Genomic DNA, 22,203 nt, shown 5'->3' with positions numbered 1-22,203 from the left:
CGATTTCGTAAAGCATTGAGATTAGGCAGACGTGTCTCGATTCACTGTCATGAAAAAGCCGTCATAGATTAAACTTATATGTTGTTAAATATGAGTATTTTTGTTTAACTACTGAGTAATAAAAAGCATGTTTGGGGTAATAGGTGAAAAAACTAAAAAATGAAGCGGGTTTGCTGAAGAAGGCCATTGAAGTTGGTGAAAAGTATGCCATCAATCGTGGTTATAAAGAGTTTTCAGGAACAAACTCTTCTAAGGAGAAAGTAGAGAGTTTATACCGATTATTAGTCCATGATAAGCTAATTCAACCGTTAGCGAAGGATCAAGAAAAACAAGTCAATATGAAGCATAAGTTGGCTATATGGATCTCTAAGCAATTACCTGAAGGTCACGAATTGTTAAAATAAGTAAAAATTAGATAGCTATCATATTTTAGTTTACTCACTGAGTGATTAGTGAATTTTTACTTGAAATATAGTCTTGCTGTATGGCAGCATAGAGCCCTGTATTTGAGATTATTATAGTATTTTTAAAATAAAGACATGCGTGTTCTAAATAATTCGTTATTCATAACAGTGTTACTTTTTGGGTGGTTTATCACTCAAACTGCTGCTGTGAATCATGAATTTAGTTCTGAGCATTTACTGTCAAATAGTCACTTTTGCTTATCTCAATCAACCAGTACTGATGATCTCATATTTGGAATTGATGAAGATCTTCTTTTCTCTCTTAACGAAAAATTTATCGGTCTAACGTCTGAGCTAATTGGCGTGGCAGGTAAACCTGCTTTTCGTGATAATGCTCCAAGAGCTCCCCCGAGTAATACCTAAATCAATTTAATTTTAGTTTATACCGTTTTATATGCTGACGTGCGTTATGCACTATCAGTTGTTGTTATTTAGGAGTTTACAGTGAAGCAAGTTTTTATAACTACTGCATTAGTTGCAGTGTTTTGGGGTGGGTGCGCGTCAGCAAAAGTTATTCGTGGACAAGTGAAAGATTATGAAGGGATCCCTTTGTCTAATATATTGGTCAAAGTTCGTGGCAAAGAATTAGTGGTTAAAACAGATAAAACCGGACTGTTCACATTAGACTTGCCCGTTGGTGAATATACACTTGATGTTGAAGGGGGAAGAGATGCGCATTTTCATCAGGTGATACAAGTAAGAGAAGAGGAACAGGCCCCTTTTGTTATTTCGTTGCAAACTGAAGTTGAGCATAAAATGGTGGTGAGAGTAAATCCGCTTGAGCATACTTCTTTAGATATGGCAACGCCCACAATCATGATGACTGGCGACGAACTAACGATGAATAGAGCCACAACACTGGGTGATATTTTGCAGTTTGAAGCAGGAGTGAGTGTGTCATCATTTGGACCAGCAGTGTCTAGACCTGTTATTCGAGGGCTAAGTGGTTCGCGAGTTAAAATTACTAACAATCAAATGACAGTGCAAGATGCGTCTACAACTAGTGCCGATCATGATGCGGGATTAGAACCTTTGCTAGCTGAACAAATAGAAGTGGTAAAAGGACCTGCCACATTACTTTATGGTAGCGGCGCTATTGGTGGAATTGTTAATGCTTCCGATAGGAAGATTAACCCTGATATTGTTGACGGGGTTTCAGGTGGTGTTGAATTAAGATTAGGTGATTCTGCTACAGGTGAAGAGTCGGCAATATTTACTTTAGACGGTGGCACTGATTCTTGGAACTGGCATATAGATGGTTACACGAGTGAAACTGATGATATAAAAATTCCAGGTGGTGCAGAGTCAGAAATATTACACGAATTTGAAGAAGAACATGAAGAGCCTGGCGAAGAACATGAGGACGAGCACGAATCTGAAGGAATTTTAGAGAATAGCAAAACCGATACAAAAGGCGGCAGTATTGGTTCTACCTGGGTTGGTGATTGGGGATATTTTGGATTAGCTGTTAGCCAACTTGATAAAACTTATGGTGTGCCTGGACATGCTGAACATCACGAAGAAGAGGGTGAAGAAGAACATCATGAGGAGGAAGAGCATCATGATGAAGGCGTATATATCGATATGGAGCAAACCCGATATGATGTTCAAGGACAATTTAACGATCCTATGGCTGGGTTTGAAAAGTTATTTGTTGGCTATGCTTTAACTGATTACAAACATGCAGAAGTTGAAGGTGATGAAATTGGTACTCGATTTGCTAACAAAGCTTGGGAGTTTAGGTCTTATTTGAAACACAAATCTTGGAATGATTGGATTGGCGTTTTAGGTGTTCAAGCCAGCCAACGTGATTTTTCAGCGATGGGTGATGAGGCATTTGTTCCTGAGTCTAAAACTAAAAATCAGGCGATATTCATTTTAGAAGAAAGAACCAATGGTAATCTAAAGTGGGAGTTAGGAGCTCGTTATGAGTCTCAATCGATTGAGGGAGCGAGTTTTAGCACAATAGATAATAGTGGTGTGAGTTTATCGGCTGGTAGTGTTTATACGTTGAGTGAGCATAATAAGTTAGCGGTTAATTTGTCTAAAGCAACGCGTTTTGCCAGCGCAGAAGAGTTACTATCAGATGGACCGCATATATCCACGCGTTCTTATGAGATTGGGAATCAAAATTTAGATGAAGAAACTTCAATCAACTTTGATTTTTCTTACCGATTTGAAGTTGACCGGTTAAGCGGAGAAATCAACCTTTTTTGGAACGACTTTAAAGACTTTATTTATGCTGCTAATGTCAGTGAATTAGATCCTTGTGCGTCGGTAGAAGCGGCTGAGGAAGCAGAGCATGACGAGCTTCAATTGGTCTGTTACAAGCAACAAGATGCTGAGTTCAAAGGGGCTGAGGTTCAACTTGAAGTGGTGCTTAATCCAGAAAGTGAGCATCAGTTTAAGTTGGGGTTAGTGACTGATTTTATCAGTGCTGAATTTGATAATGGTAATTATATACCTCGGATCCCACCAAGTAAGGCTGGAATAAGTCTGAGTTATGATTTTGATAGCTTTTCATCGACATTAAGTTGGATGAGTTATTCAAGGCAAGATAAAATTGCTGACAATGAGCTGCCGACAGAAGGGTTTGATATTTTAGATTTTGAGGCGGCTTATCGTATTCCATTTGAAAGTAACGAGTTATTTTTATTTCTAAAAGGGAAGAACTTATTAGATGAAGAAGCTCGAGATCATTCATCTTTCTTAAAAGATTTAGCGCCGAGAGTAGGTAAAAATATTACTTTAGGTGTTAGATATACTTTTTAAAGTGTGGAGTGTATTTTGAAAGGGCCGTTATTAACGGCTCTCTTTCTTTTAAGAACAAATAAAATTTTGAGGTGGTTACTCTGTCAGCTCTCGAATGATTATATTATTATTTTTTAATTGGTCACTTTTACTTGACTGAATTTCAGGTTCATCAAATAGAGTTTCAGCATCTCTTTTGATGTCTACATTATGCGCTAAAGTGGTAAAAGGAAATAAGTCTCGATCTAATAAATGTGATGGAGCCAAGTTGTTAATTGAACGGAAAATATTTTCTATGCGACCAGGGAATTGGTTCTCCCAGTTTTTTAGCATTTGCTTAATTTGTTTTCTTTGTAAGTTTTCTTGAGAGCCACATAAATTACAAGGAATAATCGGAAAGTTTTTCATTTGAGAGAATTTTTCAATGTCTGTTTCTTTACAGTAGGCTAAAGGCCGAATAACAATATTTTTTCCGTCATCACTTAAAAGCTTTGGCGGCATCGATTTCATTTTTCCACCAAAAAACATATTTAAAAATAGCGTTTCAATAATATCTTCGCGATGGTGGCCTAGCGCTATTTTGGTAATATGATTTTTTTGTGCCCAAGAGTAAATAATGCCTCTACGTAATCTGGAGCAAAGTGAACAGGTTGTTTTTCCTTCAGGAATTTTCTCCGTCACAATACTATAAGTGTCTTCTTCAATAATATGAAATGGAATATCAAGGTTCGATAAATAGTTAGGTAACACTTCTTCAGGGAAACCGGGTTGTTTTTGATCGAGATTTACAGCAATTAATTCAAAAGATATTGGCGCGCTACTTTGGAGGTTGCGTAATATTTCGAGCATTGTATAGCTATCTTTCCCGCCGGATAAACAAACCATGATTTTGTCGCCATCTTCAATCATATTAAAGTCCATGATTGCTTTTCCAACATTGCGCCTGAGGCGCTTGTGGAGCTTATTAAAATCTGTTTTATGCTTTTTAGTGGCTAAATCTATGTTCATTACGCGCTTTAATCGAGAATTGGCTAATACTAATTGGGTGGCAATTATACAGAAATCATAGAGAGTGAGTCAGTTTAATTTGTTGGTTATTATGACATTTTAGGGGATTTAGCAAAATATATGGATTTGAACAAGTTTTAACATCAGCGTAGTATCCATTTATTCACCGAATACATTTGTTAAAATAAAATGCTGAATAAAATTTGGTTAGGTTTTTTTCTTATTTCTTTTGTTGCTGCTTTGTTTTCCTGGTTAGTTCAGGGAGATAGCAGTGTTTTTAATGATATTGTTGAAAGTATTTTTTCAATGGCAAAACTCAGTGCTGAGATTGCTATAGGGCTGATTGGTGTTCTTGCATTCTGGTGCGGTATTTTAAAGCTAGCTGAGTTATCTGGAGTTGCTAATGGTTTAGCTAAGTGGCTCGCCCCTCTGTTTAATCATTTGATGCCCGAGGTCCCTAGGGGACATCCTGCTTTAGGCTATGTGACAATGAATATGGCATCTAATATGTTGGGGTTAGATAACGCTGCAACGCCAATGGGGATTAAAGCTATGCAAAGTTTGCAGAATTTGAATCCTTCAAAAACTATTGCAAGTAATGCTCAAATTTTATTCCTTGTATTAAATACCTCTTCGGTCACTATATTTCCAATTACAATTATCATGTATCGCGTACAACAGGGGGCTGTTAACCCGTCAGAAGTGTTTCTGCCTATATTATTAGCAACAATTGCTTCGACTTTTGTTGGCATTGTTAGCGTAGCTTATATGCAAAAGATTCAGCTATTTAATAAAGTGATTATGGCTTATTTGGGAGTAGCATTTGTTGTTATTGGTGGTTTGTTATATTGGTTAAGTCAAATGTCGACAGAAGAGATGGCCACTGTTTCTTCGGCTCTTGGTAACGGGCTTCTATTTTCTGCAATTATATTTATTTTATTGGTCGCTTATATAAAGCGGGTTGATGTATATGAGAGTTTTGTTGAAGGGGCCAAAGAGGGGTTTGAGTTAGCCGTCAAAATCATACCTTACATGGTTGCAATGTTAGTTGCTATTGGTGTTTTGAGGGCTTCAGGTGTGTTGAACAAGCTTGTAGAAGGTGTCGCTTGGTTTGTTAGTCAATTAGGATTGAATACTGACTTTGTGGCTGCATTACCCACTGCGATAATAAAGCCTTTCAGTGGAAGCGGTGCGAGAGCAATGATGTTGGAAACAATGAATAGCCAAGGAGTTGATTCGTTTGCAGCTAAAGTTGCCTCTGTAATGCAAGGAAGTACAGAAACGACATTTTATGTATTAACAGTTTATTTTGGTGCTGTTGGAATCAAGCGAGTTCGTCATGCTATTGGGTGTGGTTTGATGGCTGATTTGGCAGGAATCGTTGCAGCAATTTTAGTCAGTTACTGGTTTTTTGGCGGTTAAAAAGAACAATTATTGTTCACTTTTTACAAGCCGAATTATTTATGTAAGTGAGTACTTTACGTTGCAAGCCTGATTTCATAAGATTGTGACCTATGTCATGTAACAAACTTGTCATCTGGAGGCATATAAGTGCTTTTTGTCAATAAAAATCCACAGGTATTTTTTTGTTAATTGGTTGCGCTATGCACAATAAAAAGGAGCGACAGTAACTTGCTGATTTTTCTAAAAATAATTTTAAGTTATTGATATTAAAAGGAAAAATATATAGCGGTTAAAATGTGACCAATTTGTTAAATCAATAGTAATAATGCGGGTTGTAAAGAGTTTTGTAAATCTTTTCCCCAAAGTTATCCACAGAATTTGTGGAATACTTTTAACAGTTGATATATAAATTCTTCAAGCTTAAAAATAACAAACTTTTGACTAGAAAAATCTCTTGTTTGAATTTTTTGTCAACTACTCATCGAGTTTTTTTGCGCAGGATATAGTGTAAGACTTACCTTGTTTGAGCTTTTTATAATTACCGAATACTTCGTTAAAGGTTCTTTTGCAAAAATGACGTAAGCCATTGACTGTAACAACAACAAAATGACCACCTGGTTTAAGATGATGTAAAGCATCATAAAGAAAAAGATAAAGCATATCATTGCCTACTTTGGCGGGAATATTTGAAACAATTAAGTCAAATTTTTCATTGGTTAATTCTGATAAGCCATTGCTTAAGATTGCAGATGCATTACTAATATTATTTAGACGAATATTATTTTTAGTATGGTTGACTGCGACAAAATCTTTATCAAGTAAGATTGTTTTTCCTTGAGGGGCTTTTTTAGCCATCCAAATACCAATAGGGCCATAGCCACAACCTAAGTCTAAGCAGTCATAATGTTGTTCAATATTAAGGTGATTAAGCAGTAAACGAGTACCTTCGTCTATTTCTTTTGGTGAAAAAACACCAAAGCTGGTTTCAAATTTTAAATTAACACCAGATAATTCTGCGTTTATTTTGAGTGGTTGTCTTATTTTGTTAGCTTCAGGACAAGAAGAAGGGCACATGACATTCTCTTATATTGGTTAATGACTTTATATCAGCGCGTTATTATATGATAAAATGTCTGTTTTCCTAGTAACATTATTCATTAGATTGATAATTGAGGCATAAATGGCAAAAGATCCTGTTTTTCGCGTCGTCTTTATAAACAACGGTAAGTCTTATGAGATATATGCTGCGAGTGTACAGCAAGGGGCTTTGTACGGGTTTGTAGAAGTTGAGGATATATTATTCGATAATCGCTCGAGTTTGGTTGTTGATCCTGGTGAAGAAAAGCTCAAGGCTGAATTTGATGGTGTTAAAAAGACTAATATACCTTTGCATGCGATTATTCGAATTGATGAAGTTGAAAAGCAAGGGGTTGCCAAAATTTTTGACGCGAGTGGTGATGTGGTTACCCCGTTCCCAATGCCTAAGCCTGATAAAAATAAGAGTTAATGATTTGTGAAACCATCAAACAGCCCATTAGGACAGCCTACCAAATATATAAGTCAGTATGCGCCGGAATTGTTATTCTCTATTGCTCGCGTTGATAAAAGGTTGGAGCTAGGCGAGAGTTTTTTAGGTTTCTCGCAAACAAAAATGTTGGGTGAGGATATATGGAATGCTTATGAGTTAAGCTGGCTTAATGATAATGGAGTACCTCAAGTGGCGGTTGCTGAAATTCGATTTGATGCTGCAAGTCCTTTTATTGTAGAGTCGAAATCTTTAAAGCTTTATCTAAATTCGTTCAACCAAACCCGATTTACTGATAAAAATGCGGTTATTGAAACAATTAATAAAGATTTAACTAGCTTGACTCAGCGGCCCATTAAATTGGAATTGCAGCTTTTGTCTGAGTCACCAATATTAGGTATAACAAACTTAAATGGTAAAGTAATCGATGATTTGGATATCCAAATTGATGACTATCAATATTCTCCTTCTCTGCTTCAAAATAGTACTTCAGCTAATACAAAGGTAAAAGAGACTTTAGTTAGTCATTTATTAAAAAGCAACTGTCTCATCACTTCGCAGCCAGATTGGGCTTCGATTCAAATTAAATATGCTGGTAATCAAATTTTACATTCGGCACTATTGAGATATCTGGTTTCTTTTCGCTCTCACAATGAGTTTCATGAACAATGTGTGGAGCGCATATTTTGCGATATAAAACACTTTTGTCAGCCTGAAAAGCTGACTGTTTATGCTCGCTATACCAGAAGAGGAGGTTTAGATATTAACCCTTGGCGAAGTGATTTTGAAACATCTGTAGAAAACTGTAGATTGGTTCGTCAATAACTCTTAAAGCTAAAAATTTAACGCAGCTATTTATGGGTAGCCAGTTTTACAAAGTCGCTTGAGGTAACTATACCTACAAGCTTACCGTCTTTTTCAATGGCTGCACACCCATTGGATTGTGCTAATAAACTATTCGCTACTTCGGCTATTTCAGTATTTATATCAAAAACGCTTGGCTCTTTACTCATGATCGAAGCAATATCCATCGATTTTTCTCTATGCACCAGATTTTCAAACCCATGTCGGTTAATGATATTAAGTGCATTAGCTAAAACTGCTTTTTGGCCTAGCATTCCAATTAGCTTTCCGCTATTTGAATCTTTTATTGGGATATGTCGAATTTTTTTATCTGCCATAAGCATTCTTGCTCGGTTAACATTAGCATGTTGAGAAAGAAAGAAAGGATCGTGGGTCATAATGTCTTGTATTTTTTTCATCAATAGGCCTTTAACGTAGCTCATATTTTTCAAGTATAGCCTATCAATAAAAAAACCGGCATAAAGCCGGCTTTTTACAATATCAGTTGAATTAAACTGTTAAGCAGCACTTGTTGCTGTTTCTAACTCATCTTTTACTGTTGGCTGCTCATAACTTTCTGCACCGTGCATCCAGTTAACTAACATGCCTGATAGTGGCCATAGGATTAAGGCAAAGCAAAGGTTAGTGGCTGCAATTCCGCCAAAGATAGCTAGTTCTCCTAACTCATCGGCAAATGCGCCTACGTATCCAGCAATAAGATTAGAGAAGAAGTTAATAAGGAACCAGACTCCCATCATTAAGCTAGCAAGTCTTAAAGGAGCTAATTTGGTGACAAGCGATAAACCAACTGGCGATATGCAGAGTTCACCCATTGTATGGAATAAATAAGCTAATACTAACCACCAGATTGATGCTAAGCCGTTAGCTTGTTGGTCTAATACTGCGCCAACCATAAACATAAAACCAACAGAGGTTAAAATTAATCCTAAAACCATTTTAATCGGTGTACTTGGATTTTTAGGTCCTAGCTTTATCCAGAATGCTGCGAATAAAGGAGCAAGTAGTACAATATATGTTGGGTTTAGGGATTGGAACCAACCGGTAGGGACTTCAAAGGCTAAAAAACTAATCACTCGATCCGTTTTATCATTAGCATAAATAGTCATCAAACCACCAGCTTGCTCAAAAGATGCCCAGAAGAGAACAACAAATATAAAGAGTACAAATACTACTCTTAACTTATCTCTTTCCTCAGCAGTCAGAGGTTTCTTTTCTCCAGAGCTTTGTTGTAATGAGATTTTTGCTGATGGTTCAATACCTAAATTACCTAAATACTTTGGAGCAAAGAAAACTTGGATAATTACAGAAAGTGCCATGCCTACACCTGCTGCCATGTAACCAAATCGCCATCCGTAGGAGGGATCTTCTCCAAGGGTTGCACACACTAAAGGTGCAATGGCGGCACCAACATTTATTCCCATATAAAAGATTGTAAAAGCACCATCTCTACGATTGTCACCTTCTTTATATAGGTCTCCAACCATTGTGGAGATATTAGGTTTAAAAAAGCCATTTCCAAGAATTAATATTGCCAGCCCAACATAAAACAGCGAAATATTACCAGGGATAGATGATGCTAGCGTAAATTGTGCGATAGCCATCAATATTCCACCGATAATAATGGATTTTCTTTGACCAAGGTAATTATCAGCCAACCATCCACCGAATAGGGGAGTTAAATAAACTAAGCCTGTATACCAACCATATAATTTGAGAGCTTCTGCATTAGTCCAGCCAAATCCTGGATTGTTTGCTTCGGTCCCTGCAACCATGGTCAGAACCAGTATCGCACGCATCCCATAGTAGCTGAAGCGCTCCCACATCTCTGTTGTGAAAAGTAGAAAAAGTCCTTTCGGATGACCGAGGAACTCTCCCTTTGGAACATTAATTGACATGTAACAAAACTCCTATCTATTATTTTTTATGATTTGCTGTTTAATAGTTGTATTTATCGAATTAAACAGTGTCGCTATTGCCCTTAAGAGAGGAGTTATACCTTGATTTATAGGTGCCTGACAAGTTAAGTTTTAGTGAAGAATTACACTTTACATTGATATCTGACTGATTATTAAAGAAAAATACCGCTGAGAACTTTAAGTATTAACGTTTAACCTGAATTATAAAAAGCGTTAAACTAGTCCAAAAAATACGCGTAAACAGGAAGACAATTAATACTTTTGAGGTACAATACCCGCAAATTTCAAATTAGGGCTATAAAAGTGACTTTTCTCGCATGTCGTGCTTATGAAAATGGTGCACAAACTACTCACCGCATAGAAAAAATGTCCATTGAATCACTCAGTAAAGGTGAAGTGCTAATCAATGTTTGCTACTCAGGTATCAATTATAAAGATGCTTTAGCGGCGACTGGTCGGGGGCAGATTCTCAAGCATTTTCCACTCAATGTAGGGATTGATTTAGCTGGAGAAGTTGAATCTTCTACTGATCCTCGTTTTGAGGTTGGTGATAAAGTGTTGGTCAATGGTTGCGGCTTAGGTGAAAAACATGATGGTGGTCTTGCTGAAAAAGCTCGAGTACCAGCTAATTGGGTGATGCCTGTTCCCGATGGTTTAACTATGCGTGAATGTATGATCTTAGGAACTGCAGGCTTCACTGCTGCTTTAGCGATCCACAGAATGGCGGTGAATGGTCAGTCGGTAGATAAAGGCCCTATAGTCGTGACTGGTGCAAGTGGCGGAGTGGGTAGTTTTGCTGTTAATATTTTATCTAATTTAGGATATGACGTGACGGCCGTAAGTGGTCGAGAAGAGTTGTTTGATTATTTGACTGAGCTAGGCGCGACACAAGTCTGCTCAGCGGATGAGTTAGGTCTGGGAAGTAAGCCTTTAGAAAAAGCCCGCTTTGGTGGTGTCATTGATAACGTTGGTGGAAACTTGTTGTCACAACTAATTGCTCATACCAATTTATGGGGAAATGTTGCCTGTATCGGCTTAGCCGATAACCACAAATTAGACACAACTGTATTTCCGTTGATTTTGCGTGGTGTCAGCTTGCTGGGCGTCAGCTCCACCAATTGTACTATGCCATTAAGAAAGGAAATATGGTCGCGTATGGGAAAAGAGTTAAAACCTAATAAGTTTGGGACTATTTTAACTCAAGAAGTTAAACTCAGAGAAGTTTCTTGCGTATTTGATCAATTACTTGACCGTAAAAAACATGGTCGAATTCTAGTTGATTGTCGAGCTTAACCTTAATTAATATCCTTAGTCTTTGAGTTAAAATGAAGAATCAATTAGTTAAAATCGTTGAAAAGTTAGAGTCAAAACCAAAGTGGTTGAAAAGTCGCTTACTCAATTTTGCATTAGGTTCAACCATAAAGTTTGTTGGAACTGCTGGTTTATGTTGCAATAAACTCACCCAAAAAGAAGCTATTTTTATACTAAAAAATAGAAAGAAAGTGCGTAATCATATTGGTACTGTTCATGCCGCGGCGACTGCTTTATTAGCGGAAACAGCTAGTGGGTTAATTGTGGGTATGAATATTCCAGATAATAAAACGCCACTTCTCAAATCGATGAATGTTAAATACATTAAACGAACAACAGGTAATCTTAAAGCTGTCGCTACTATTACAGAAGAGCAAGTTGAGCTTTTGCAGCAGAGTGATAAAGGAGATTTTGTTATACCTGTTACAGTAACCGATGATGCGGGCATTTCTCCTGTGGAATGTGAAATGGTTTGGGCATGGGTTTTAAAAAGTTAGTGATTGTTTTTAGTAACTGATCCCAGTTTGGGTTTAAAAATAAGAGTATAGGAATGCAAGTTTATTTAACTGCACTAGGTTGTCGACTCAACGAAGCTGAACTACAGATGTGGGCGGATGAATTTCGTCAACAAAAAATATCAATAACTTCTAATATTGAACAAGCGAATTTAATGGTAATTAATACTTGTGCAGTTACGAGTGAAGCAGCAAGAAAGTCTCGTCAAACAATTCGAAAATTACATCGTAAAAATCCGCAAGCTAAGTTAGTTGTAACGGGGTGTTATGCATCATTAGAAAAGCAACAAGCAGAGGCTTTATTAGGTGTTGACTTAATTGTTGCTAACCATGAAAAAAATAAACTCCCGATATTAGCTAAAGAGTTAATTGAATGGAATTCAATGCCATACGCAGCTACTGAGCCAGAAGAAGCTTCGCTATTTAAACGTAATAGAGAAAGAGCTTTTATTAAAATTCAAGATGGTTGTCGTTATCGTTGTACCTATTGTATTGTCACTGTTGCAAGAGGAGAGGAGTCTAGCCGATCAATTGAAGATTTAATTAATGAAATCGTTCGACTTGAAAGTGATGGCGTTAAGGAAATTGTTTTAACAGGGGTCCATGTTGGTGGTTATGGTTCAGATTTAGGTACTTCACTTTACGACTTGGTGGTGGCTATTTTGGCCAGAACAACTATACCAAGAATTCGTTTTGCATCAGTTGAACCTTGGGATTTACATAATGACTTTTTTGATTTGTTTAAAAATAAACGCTTAATGCCTCATATGCATTTGCCAATTCAAAGTGGCAGTAATCGAATTTTACGTAAAATGTCACGTCGTTGTAAATCAGAAACATTTTTAGCGTTAATAGCTAAGGCGCGTAGTGTTGTTCCAGAGTTTAATGTAACAACGGATATTATTGTGGGTTTTCCGGGTGAAACAGAAGAGGATTTTTCATTATCAAAAAAAATATTAGAAGAATCTGAGTTTGGACATGTGCATATTTTTTCTTATTCTAATCGGGAAGGAACCAAAGCAGCAGGTTTGCCTGATCAAGTTGAACCAACGATTAAAAAGGCTCGAAGTCAATCATTGCATCAATTAGCAGATGATTATAAAAAGCAGGTAGTGTCTAAGATGATAGGTCAAACTCAGAGAATTCTATGGGAGGGCAAAGCTCATAGAACAGAGCAGGGGACCTACCGCTTTTTTGGTTATACTGAAAATTATCATAAAGCGTTTATAGACTTACAAACTGATCACGATATTTCTAATCAAGATATTGAATGTAAAATTTTATCTTATAATGATGAGATCGGGGCACTTAGAGTCGAAGCATTAGAATCGATCCCGTTTTCTAATGCCAATTCACCTCTAATTATTAAGCAGCTTGCATAACCTAAACAAATTCATGAGACTTTTTTTCTACATCTTCTATCGCTTGCATAAATTTTTTGTGTAAAGCTTCTGTGTGGGGTGTGATCCCAGAACCTTTGATATGAGTTTCATATTCATTTGCCAGCGCCTTTAGGGTAGGAACTCCACAATAAGCTGTAGCGCCATGTAATTTATGAATATGTCCAGCTAAAGCCTCGCTGTGCTGATTTTTAAATGCGGTATCAATAGATTTTGTTGCTTCTGGAAAACTATCGACCAGCATGCGTAGCATGTCTTTTGCTAAATCAGGTTTTTGATTCACTACTTTCAAACTTAACTCCCAGTCAATAACTGTTTTTTCAAGTGATTGGTTGTTAACTTGTGTTGAGTTTGACTCAATTAATTTATCTTCACTATTCAGTAGTACAAGCTTCTTTCTTGACCATTTTCTAATCGTATTTTCTAATTGATTTTGACTAATTGGTTTGGTTAAATAATCGTCCATTCCTTCGTTGAGTAGCTTTTCTTTTTCCCCTTTCATAGCGTGTGCAGTTAAAGCAATAATAGGCGTTCTTACTTGCTTGTTTTCGGTTTTACGGATATGTCGGGTTGCTTCTATACCATCCATTTCAGGCATTTGAATATCCATAAAAACTAAGTCAAACCTATTTTTACTAAAAGCAACTACTGCTTCTTTTCCGTTAGTAGCCAGTGTTGTTTCTAAGTCAAACTCAGAAAGTAATTCTGCTAATAATTTTAAATTAGCTGCGTTGTCATCAACACAAAGTATTTGAAGCGCACCCGTGTCTGATATGGCTTCAACTTCATGAGTTAAAACATCACTGTTCGATTTTTTGCCAATTTCAAACCATTCAAATAACGCTGAATAAAAGTTTTTTCTAACAATGGGTTTGCTTAAATGACGCTCAATCCCAATATCGGAAAATTGTTTAATAACACCATCATCGTTAGTATTGAGTAATACAGCAATAGGTGAGTTAAGTTTTTCGGCTATTTGTTTTAACTGATTAAATTCATTTTTGTATTCGTAACTTTGATAACCGCCAATCAAAATTAAATGGACATCTTTATTTTGTTGTAAATTGAGCGTTGCTAATTCAACTAAAGAAGCAAGATCATCACAGGTTTCAACTGAGCTATCAAATCGAGTGAGTATATGTTGAGTGGCTAGTTGTGAAATACGATTAGAGTCATGTAATAAAACTCTGCGGCCGGGAAAGCCAAAATCAATTTCTTTATTGTCATCAGGATCTTTATCTAGTTGAAGTGTAAACCAAAATGTGGAACCAACATTTTCTTCACTTTCTAAACCTATTTGTCCACTCATAGACTCTACAAGTTTTTTAGATATCACCAAGCCTAACCCTGTACCACCAAAACGCCGAGTTGTTGTTGTATCGGCTTGAGTAAATGCTTGAAATAATACTTTTTGTTTTTCTTTAGAAAGTCCTACACCGGTGTCAGTAACGTTAATTTTTAACTTAACATTTTGTGGTGATTCATCCTCTAACATTACTCTGATTTGTATATTACCTTGTTGGGTAAATTTGATCGCATTATTGGTCAAGTTTGTTAGTATTTGACATATTCTAACCGAGTCTCCCAGTAGGTTTTCAGGAACATCTTGGTAGACTATACCGATAAGCTCAATGTTTTTGTCTCTAGCCGCTGGGCCTAGCAAGTTAAGGACTTCATCGACACACTCGCTAATATTGAGCGAACGCTTTTCTAGCTCCATTTTTCCGGCTTCAATTTTTGAAAAATCTAAAATGTCATCAATTATTGATAGCAGGCCAGTTGCAGATTTTTTTATTGTATTTAGATGATCGGCTTGTTTGGCATTCAACTCTGTTCTAAGAAGCAAATTAGTAAAACCGATAACACCATTCATCGGAGTACGTATTTCGTGACTCATATTGGCGAGAAACTCAGATTTTACTCGACTGGCTTCAACGGCTTGTTTACGAGCTATATCCAGTTCAACATTTTGTAATTCTAATGCTTCATTGGTTTCATGGAGATCGGCTGTTGCTTGTTCAACCGCCGCTTGCATTTCTTCCCTTGCTTCGTAAATTGAGTGGCTCATATCATTGAAGCCATTAACAAGAGTTTTAAGTTCACCTGTTGCTTGAGATTTTATAGTGGCTTTTAACTGACCTTCTTTTATTCTTTTTACTGCTGTTGCAAGTTGTATAATTGGAAGTGTGATAGAACGGGCCATACCTTGTGCTAAAACACCACCTAAACCTAAACCAATTATTAGTATGATCAAAGCAGTTGCAATGGTTTGATATTGTCTAAGTTGTGCATTTTTCATTGTTAAATACACGGCAACATAACCAAGTGAAGGGCGTTGCTGAGGGTGTTTATTAAATTGCAAACTTTCATTGAGCATTGGTTGGGTGTAACAGGGCAAGATCATACTTTATTGAACTTATTGAGAAAATAAAGATCAGATCGGTATCGAATATAACGAGATACCGACATGACATTAATCGAGCATTTTTCACAAATTGAAGACCCGCGAAGCCATATCAATGTAAAACATGACCTGTTGGATGTACTATTTCTCTGCGTCAGTGCCGTATTATCAGGCGCCGAGGGATGGAAAGATATTAAAGAGTTTGGGGATGAGAAGCTCGAATGGTTAAGGCAATATCGACCATTTAAAAATGACATTCCAGTTGATGATACGATTGCCAGAATCGTAAGAGCGATCGAACCGGAAGCCTTTAATCAAGCTTTTATCAATTGGGTTAACGAGGTGAGAGTTGAACAAGGACAAGAGCAGATAGCGATTGATGGTAAAACATTAAGGCATTCCTTTGATGGCGACCGGTATGGCGCGCTCCATAGCATTACCGCCTGGAGTAAATCGCAGGGTCTGGTTATAGCCCAAGCGAAATCATCGGGTAAGAAAAACGAAAATGCTTCCGTTATCGACATGCTGGACAACTTGAATATCAAAGGGGCTTTGATTAGCGCGGATGCGATGAATACACAGAAAAAAGTCGTGAGAAAAATCGTAGAAAAGCAAGCGGACTTTGTTTTGTGTGTCAAATCGAATCAAAAGAAATTGCGTGAAGAAATCGCAGCCTATTTTCATAAAGTCAAGCGAGAAACACCTGATTTTATAGAAGAATTTGAGGAAGTCGATAGCGGGCATGGACGAGTTGAAGTAAGGAAATACCGTCAACTTCGTATGAACGAATGGCTTAGTGAAGCTCAGGAATGGCCTAACATTCAAAGTGTCATCGAGGTTGAGCGGGAACGTCATTTAAAAGACAAAAAGGTTCAGCAAGAAACCCTTTACTACATTAGCTCTTTGGTGCCGGACGCGAAAAAAATTGGTAACGCAATCCGTAGTCATTGGGAAGTTGAAAACAAAGTGCATTGGGTATTAGATGTGACTTTTAAAGAAGATGATAGTCGCATACGTTGTGGGGATGGTGCTGAGAATGTAGCTATCATAAGACGTTTTGCTTTAAACCTGGCGAGATTACATCCTCAGAAAAATAGTATGAGGGGCAAACTTAAACAAGCGGGATGGAGTGATAACTTTCGCTCTGAGCTGATATTTGGCCAAAATTAATACAAAGTATGCGTTTGCCCTGTTGGGTGTAAATGGGTGTGCGAACAATAATGCCGCCGTCAACTGCATGACTGAAAGTTTGTTGAGGAATAGAGAGTGTTTTTATCGCCAATGCATTAATTAACTCTGATGTTCCTGAACTAGCAAATAATAAGTTATTGTTATCGAATATTGCTACGGCTAAAATATCTTCATCACCATCACGTGCTTTAGCTACAAGCCTTTGTAATGATTCAGTGTTGGCTGATAGTACAGGGTATTCTGAAGTTTGAGCTAAGTAATTAACAATTGCATTACCTCGATCTTGTAAAGCAACATCTAGGTCATGCATGCGAGTGGCAATAAAATACGCTCCCATTACAAGTGCGACAAGTCCTGTTGGAATTAATGCGAGTAAAATAACTCGTGCTCTGATACCCCATTCATTCATGTTGATGCCTTTGCTCTGCTTCCATCTGATTTATTTGTTTGCTAAGTTCATTCGTATTAATGTCGTGTAGTTTCATGTTCCCAGCAATTTGTTTGTTGATTATTACACTAAAGCTTTTTGCATATCTTGGGGGCATTAACTGTTGGTTTTCGCACAGCTTTTTAAATTCACTACTGGTTTCAATGGATAATGACGTAGGTGCTGTATAAATACTAGCCAAAGTACCAATCTTTGCGTCTTCAAATCGACTACCGATTAAATTAATTTGGCGATAATAAGCTGATAATACCAATGCTGCCAGCTTTGATTTCATAAATAGTTGTTGGTTATTAGTTATTAACAAATAGGAGCCTGTTTGAGTTATTTTAGTTAAATATTTTTCAGGTGGATCATTAGGGCGTAAAATTTGAAAGTTGAGTTTAATATCGTATTTTTGTGCAATATCTATATATTCTGGTAAGCGATATTTATCTGATTGATCGAGCAAAATAGCGACTGACTTAATATTGGGGTTCAACGCTTTAGATAAAAAAAGTTGTCTAGAAAATGGTTGTTCTTGATAGATGCCTGTTAATTGAATCCCCAATCGAGAGTAAACTCTATTTAATTGATCTAATATATTTCTTGAAACTAGAACACTAAAATGATTGATAGGCTTTCGAACCGATAACATTTTTTTTGTGGCAACTTCGCCAATTCCCATAGCGCAATAATGAGCTGACTCAAGTTGAGCCTCTATTTCACGTTTGCTCATTTGACTGACATCTATAAAGTTAATATTTCTGCCGGCTAACTTTTGTTCTAGTTGAAGTCTAAGTGCTTGAAGAAATATGGCTTTATCTGCTAGGGTGTTTTCATAAAACACAGGAATACTATAGGATGCTGGCTTGCTTAAATTGATGGGGGTGTTATTTTTCTCTTGTTGATAGGCTTGGACATAGAGTGGTTTATTAACGATTAATACAACACTAAAAGCGAATATTAGATATCTGAACATGCTCAATTTTTTTGATGTTAAATTAGCCAAAATTCTATATTGCCGAGTTGAATTATGAGTAATAATTTGTTTTAAGATAAAGTCCATTAGCATGACATTACAATCTACATCTTGGATTGAACAAATGATTTAAGCTTTGGTTTTTATGATGAGATTAAAGCGTCTACATTTGTTGGGATTTTCCCTGTTTTCTCGATTCTACCCTAACCAGCTAAGCCAAATAAAGTAATTGCTGATAGAGTTTGGTATTTTTGTGAGGTGAAAACTTCTTGATGTGCATGTTAAATATTCGATTATTATCAATAATTCTTCACTATAATGGTTAAGATATCAGTATAATGCGCCATTTTTTAGCCTTATAACTGTTTGCGAGATACCCCTTTGGGGGGATGTATTTGTCGTAAAATAGTTAAACCTGCATGGAAAACTTGATGTCAAAGAAGTATAGAAAAAAGCAGAAATTGCCAACTGAGCTTGTACAGCTCACTATAGAAAGCCTTTCACATGAAGGCCGGGGAGTTGGCAGAATTGATGGTAAAGCTGTATTTGTTGATGGTGCGTTAGCTGGTGAAACGGTGGAAATGCAATATACCAGCAAAAGAGGAAAGTTTGACGAAGGGCGTGCCGTTAATGTGATTGAGGCTAGCCCGCTTAGAGTTACTCCTCCTTGTCAGCATTTTAGTTTATGCGGTGGCTGTAGTATGCAGCATTTATCGACAGATGCCCAAATAGAGCATAAACAGCACATTCTACAAGAACAATTTGAACATTTTGCTCAAACATTGCCTGAACAGTGGCTACCTCCTTTGCAGGCTGATTTATTAGGTTATCGAAGAAAAGCTCGATTAGGTGTTCGACATGTTATTAAAAAAGGGCGAACTTTAATTGGCTTTAGAGAGAAGTACTCAAATTTTCTTGCTGATATAACGGAATGCCCTGTTTTGCGAACACGAGTTTCAGACTTGTTAATGCCAATGAGTCAACTAATAGATTCAATGGAGTGCCGAGCTTTTATTCCACAGATTGAAGTAACAAGTGGCGATGAAGTTATTGCTTTGATAGTCCGTCACTTAAAGCCAATGTGTCAGACAGACAGAGAAAAATGGATTGAATTTGCAAAAAAGCATGAGTTAACTATTTATCTTCAGCCTAAAGGTCCCGATACGGTACATCGTATATGGCCTGTTGAAGCGGAGTTGGCACAACTGAGTTACCGACTTGATAGTTTTAATGTTGAACTACTGCAAAAGCCTCTCGATTTTGCTCAGGTTAATGCTAGCATTAATCAAAAAATGGTGCCTTATGCGATTGAACTGCTAGATGTTAAGCCTGAAGATAAAGTGCTAGATTTATTTTGTGGGTTAGGGAACTTTACGATTCCTTTAGCGACAAAAGCGAAATATGTGGTTGGTGTAGAAGGCGTTCAGGAAATGGTTGATCGTGGTGCTCAAAATGCTCGACATAATGGCCTCGACAATGTTGAGTTTTTTCAAGCGGATTTGACATCAGATTTAACCAATGAAGCTTGGAATCAGCAGCAATATGACAAAATTTTAATTGATCCAGCTCGTAGTGGCGCATTAGAAGTTATCCATAATATTGTTAAGTTTGGTGCAGAAAAAATTGTTTATGTTTCGTGTAACCCCGCGACTTTAGCTCGCGACACAGGGGAACTGGTTAAAGCTGGATATAAATTATGTAAGGCTGGAGTGATGGATATGTTTCCTCATACCACGCATGTTGAGTCAATCGCATTATTTGAAAAAAATTAAATATTATAAATAAAGTTTAAGAGATTTTTATTTGATACCACAGTGAAACTTGGAAAACTGAATGGTTAAAGTTTACGATATACAAACTCCAGTTGATGTTTTTGATGAGCATTATTATGCATGGTTTCAGTCTCTCACTACGATTAGTGATTCTGATTTAGCATTGTTTGATAAAGCGACACAGCTCTTAAAAGACTTGAAAATAAAAGATGAAGCTTTTAGTAAAACACTTTTTAATCGGAGTTTTGAGCAAGCTAATATTCTGTCATCATTAGGTGTTAACCCGATTACACTAATGGCAGCTATGCTGTATCCTTTTCATGAACATGATTTACTTTCTTTAGAAATAATTAAAGAAAAAATTTCGCCATCCATTACTAACTTATTAAAAGGAGTTAAATCAATGGATGCCATCAGAAGTTTACAAGCAGATTATTCAAGTAAAGATGATGCTTCACAAATTGATAACTTGAGAAAAATGTTATTAGCAATGGTTGATGATGTTCGTGTTGTACTCATTAAACTAGCAGAACGTTTATATTTACTGAGAACCGCAGCAACGAGTTTAGATAATCCAGATGAATCAATAAAAATTGCAAAAGAAATCTCTGATGTTTATGCGCCTTTAGCTAATCGATTAGGTATAGGACAAATAAAATGGGAAATGGAAGATTTAGCATTTCGTATTTTACATCGTGATGAATATAAAAAAATAGCCAAACATTTAGCTGAAAAACGAGTAGCTCGTGAAACTTATGTGACTAATGTTTTAAACATTATTGATCAGTCATTACGGGCGATTAATATTGTTGCTGATTTACAAGGAAGAGCTAAGCATATATACAGCATATGGAAAAAGATGATACGTAAACAAGTTGGTTTTGAAGAAATTTATGATGTGCGTGCAGTGCGGGTACTCGTACCAGAAATTCAAGATTGCTATTCTGTTTTGGGGGTTGTTCATGGGCTATGGAAACATATACCTAAAGAATTTGATGATTATATTGCAACACCAAAAGAAAATGGCTACCGCTCATTGCATACAGCCGTTATTGGACCAGAAGGTAAAACTTTAGAAATTCAAATTAGAACATTTGCTATTCATCAAGAGTCTGAGTTAGGGGTTGCTGCCCACTGGAAATATAAAGAAGGAAAGGGCGTTTCTGGCGGACATGAAGCCAAAATAGCTTGGTTGCGCCAACTATTAGAATGGCAAGATGAAGTGACTGAAAGCGCTGATATTGTTGATGAGTTTAGAAACCAAGTTTTGGAAGACAGAATTTATGTGTTTACACCACAAGGAAAATTGATTGATCTGCCATTGGGATCAACGCCACTTGATTTTGCTTATCGGGTTCATACTGATGTTGGGCATCAATGTCGAGGTGCCAAGGTTAACGGTAAAATTATTCCTTTAACGCAAGCTTTGGAAACGGGTCAGCGAGTGGAAATATTAACTAGTAAAAATGGCGGTCCCAGCCGAGATTGGCTAAGTGAGCATCACGGATATATCAAGTCTTCACGAGCCAGAAGTAAAATCAATCAGTGGTTTCGTCATCAAGATAAAGACAAAAATATTTCTGCAGGAAAATTGTTAATTGAAAAAGAAATACAAAAACATAACTTAAAGCAAGTTGATTTTCTTAAGGTTGCTAAGCATTTCAATTACAATAAAGAGGATGAGTTATATGCTGGTATTGGTGTTGGTGATAAAGGTTTACATCAGGTCATTAATGCAATCCGCTCTTTACTGCAAACGCCACCGCCGATAAATCGTGATACCGTTATAAAAAAACAGGCAAAAGTTGCTAAAAGAAGTGCATCAAGTGATATTTTAGTTGAAGGTGTTGGAAATTTACTAACGCGTATGGCTGGCTGTTGCAAACCTGTTCCTGGTGATGATATTTCTGGTTATGTAACACAGGGACGCGGTATTATGATCCATCGTTCAGATTGTCATTATTTGATCAATGCTAATAAAAACTCACCAGAAAAAGTTTTAAACGTTGCTTGGACTGATTCGGTGAATGAACGCTATTTAATTGACTTAATGATTAAGGCTAATGATCGCAATGGTTTATTGGGTGATATTACCACGCTAATGGCTGAAGAAAAGGTTAATGTGACCTACTTAAATACTCATGTTAATAAACAACGTTTAACGGTTGTCATTAAAATACAGATTGAAGTGCCTAGTATTGTTACTGTCGATAGAATTATGAGTAAAATAAAGCAACTACCAACGATTGTAAGCGTCCAAAGAAAATAAATG

19 protein-coding genes are annotated in these 22,203 nt (G+C 36.9%); 12 read left to right on the top strand and 7 right to left on the bottom strand.

Annotated elements, in window-relative coordinates:
- Positions 1-143 precede the first annotated feature (143 nt).
- The 3 genes from ACT5E3_RS14285 to ACT5E3_RS14275 all read left to right on the top strand — a co-directional run bounded on the left by ACT5E3_RS14285 (position 144) and on the right by ACT5E3_RS14275 (position 3,236).
- On the top strand, positions 144-404 hold the full coding sequence (locus ACT5E3_RS14285; RefSeq protein WP_444994220.1) for a DUF5062 family protein: 261 nt from the start codon (positions 144-146) through the stop codon (positions 402-404).
- Positions 405-539: 135 nt separating this feature from the next.
- Positions 540-827: a hypothetical protein gene (locus ACT5E3_RS14280; RefSeq protein ID WP_444994219.1), complete on the top strand. Its 288-nt coding sequence runs from the start codon at positions 540-542 to the stop codon at positions 825-827.
- Between the two features lie 81 nt (positions 828-908).
- Positions 909-3,236: a TonB-dependent receptor gene (locus ACT5E3_RS14275; RefSeq protein ID WP_444994218.1), complete on the top strand. Its 2,328-nt coding sequence runs from the start codon at positions 909-911 to the stop codon at positions 3,234-3,236.
- A gap of 75 nt (positions 3,237-3,311) precedes the next feature.
- Here ACT5E3_RS14275 and ttcA read toward each other — a convergent pair whose 3' ends face one another.
- Positions 3,312-4,223 carry a tRNA 2-thiocytidine(32) synthetase TtcA gene (ttcA, locus tag ACT5E3_RS14270; protein WP_444994217.1) on the bottom strand — a complete coding sequence of 304 codons (912 nt, stop codon included), beginning with the start codon at positions 4,221-4,223 and terminating at the stop codon, positions 3,312-3,314.
- A 189-nt stretch (positions 4,224-4,412) separates the two neighbouring features.
- On the opposite strand from ttcA, the gene ACT5E3_RS14265 reads away from it, so the two are divergent.
- Complete coding sequence (locus tag ACT5E3_RS14265) at positions 4,413-5,645, top strand: nucleoside recognition domain-containing protein (RefSeq protein WP_444994216.1); 1,233 nt, start codon at positions 4,413-4,415, stop codon at positions 5,643-5,645.
- A gap of 456 nt (positions 5,646-6,101) precedes the next feature.
- Here the strand turns inward: ACT5E3_RS14265 and ACT5E3_RS14260 are convergent, their stop codons facing one another.
- A complete protein-coding gene (locus ACT5E3_RS14260; RefSeq protein ID WP_444994215.1) occupies positions 6,102-6,701 on the bottom strand; it encodes a class I SAM-dependent methyltransferase in 600 nt (199 codons plus the stop codon).
- Positions 6,702-6,807: 106 nt separating this feature from the next.
- On the opposite strand from ACT5E3_RS14260, the gene ACT5E3_RS14255 reads away from it, so the two are divergent.
- Positions 6,808-7,134, top strand: coding sequence for a DUF1820 family protein (locus ACT5E3_RS14255; protein ID WP_444994214.1), 327 nt, complete (start codon positions 6,808-6,810; stop codon positions 7,132-7,134).
- A gap of 6 nt (positions 7,135-7,140) precedes the next feature.
- Positions 7,141-7,977 carry an NADPH-dependent 7-cyano-7-deazaguanine reductase QueF gene (gene queF / locus ACT5E3_RS14250; protein ID WP_444994213.1) on the top strand — a complete coding sequence of 279 codons (837 nt, stop codon included), beginning with the start codon at positions 7,141-7,143 and terminating at the stop codon, positions 7,975-7,977.
- Between the two features lie 26 nt (positions 7,978-8,003).
- On the opposite strand, the gene ACT5E3_RS14245 is transcribed toward queF, so the two are convergent.
- Positions 8,004-8,414: a CBS domain-containing protein gene (locus ACT5E3_RS14245; RefSeq protein ID WP_444994212.1), complete on the bottom strand. Its 411-nt coding sequence runs from the start codon at positions 8,412-8,414 to the stop codon at positions 8,004-8,006.
- A gap of 99 nt (positions 8,415-8,513) precedes the next feature.
- The gene (locus ACT5E3_RS14240) at positions 8,514-9,839 is read right to left on the bottom strand and encodes a peptide MFS transporter (protein ID WP_444998606.1); all 1,326 of its coding nucleotides are present in this window, start codon (positions 9,837-9,839) and stop codon (positions 8,514-8,516) included.
- A gap of 396 nt (positions 9,840-10,235) precedes the next feature.
- Between ACT5E3_RS14240 and ACT5E3_RS14235 the strand changes: the two genes are divergently transcribed.
- From ACT5E3_RS14235 to mtaB, 3 genes are read left to right on the top strand one after another with little or no spacing between them, the layout of a single operon-like run.
- Entirely contained in the window at positions 10,236-11,225 is a 990-nt protein-coding gene (locus ACT5E3_RS14235; RefSeq protein ID WP_444994211.1) for a YhdH/YhfP family quinone oxidoreductase, read from the top strand.
- 32 nt (positions 11,226-11,257) lie between these two features.
- Complete coding sequence (locus ACT5E3_RS14230; protein ID WP_444994210.1) at positions 11,258-11,740, top strand: DUF4442 domain-containing protein; 483 nt, start codon at positions 11,258-11,260, stop codon at positions 11,738-11,740.
- A gap of 53 nt (positions 11,741-11,793) precedes the next feature.
- Positions 11,794-13,140: a tRNA (N(6)-L-threonylcarbamoyladenosine(37)-C(2))-methylthiotransferase MtaB gene (mtaB, locus tag ACT5E3_RS14225; protein ID WP_444994209.1), complete on the top strand. Its 1,347-nt coding sequence runs from the start codon at positions 11,794-11,796 to the stop codon at positions 13,138-13,140.
- 1 nt (position 13,141) lies between these two features.
- Here mtaB and ACT5E3_RS14220 read toward each other — a convergent pair whose 3' ends face one another.
- A complete protein-coding gene (locus ACT5E3_RS14220) occupies positions 13,142-15,562 on the bottom strand; it encodes a response regulator (RefSeq protein WP_444994208.1) in 2,421 nt (806 codons plus the stop codon).
- Between the two features lie 63 nt (positions 15,563-15,625).
- Between ACT5E3_RS14220 and ACT5E3_RS14215 the strand changes: the two genes are divergently transcribed.
- Positions 15,626-16,732, top strand: a complete 1,107-nt coding sequence (locus ACT5E3_RS14215) for an ISAs1 family transposase (protein WP_444994207.1) — start codon at positions 15,626-15,628, stop codon at positions 16,730-16,732.
- Here ACT5E3_RS14215 and ACT5E3_RS14210 read toward each other — a convergent pair.
- On the bottom strand, positions 16,674-17,162 hold the full coding sequence (locus ACT5E3_RS14210; protein WP_444994206.1) for a hypothetical protein: 489 nt from the start codon (positions 17,160-17,162) through the stop codon (positions 16,674-16,676). The genes ACT5E3_RS14215 and ACT5E3_RS14210 overlap by 59 nt on opposite strands.
- Positions 17,155-18,159 (bottom strand): ABC transporter substrate binding protein, encoded by a 1,005-nt coding sequence (locus ACT5E3_RS14205; protein ID WP_444994205.1) that lies wholly within the window; start codon positions 18,157-18,159, stop codon positions 17,155-17,157. Before ACT5E3_RS14205 ends, ACT5E3_RS14210 begins: the two co-directional genes overlap by 8 nt.
- 431 nt (positions 18,160-18,590) lie before the next feature.
- Between ACT5E3_RS14205 and rlmD the strand changes: the two genes are divergently transcribed.
- Positions 18,591-19,931, top strand: a complete 1,341-nt coding sequence (gene rlmD / locus ACT5E3_RS14200) for a 23S rRNA (uracil(1939)-C(5))-methyltransferase RlmD (RefSeq protein WP_444994204.1) — start codon at positions 18,591-18,593, stop codon at positions 19,929-19,931.
- 61 nt (positions 19,932-19,992) lie between these two features.
- Entirely contained in the window at positions 19,993-22,200 is a 2,208-nt protein-coding gene (gene relA, locus ACT5E3_RS14195) for a GTP diphosphokinase (RefSeq protein ID WP_444994203.1), read from the top strand.
- The last annotated feature ends 3 nt before the right edge of the window (positions 22,201-22,203 follow it).

The organism is Aliikangiella litoralis (assembly GCF_052495765.1).
This window is presented reverse-complemented; position numbering and strand designations above follow the sequence as displayed.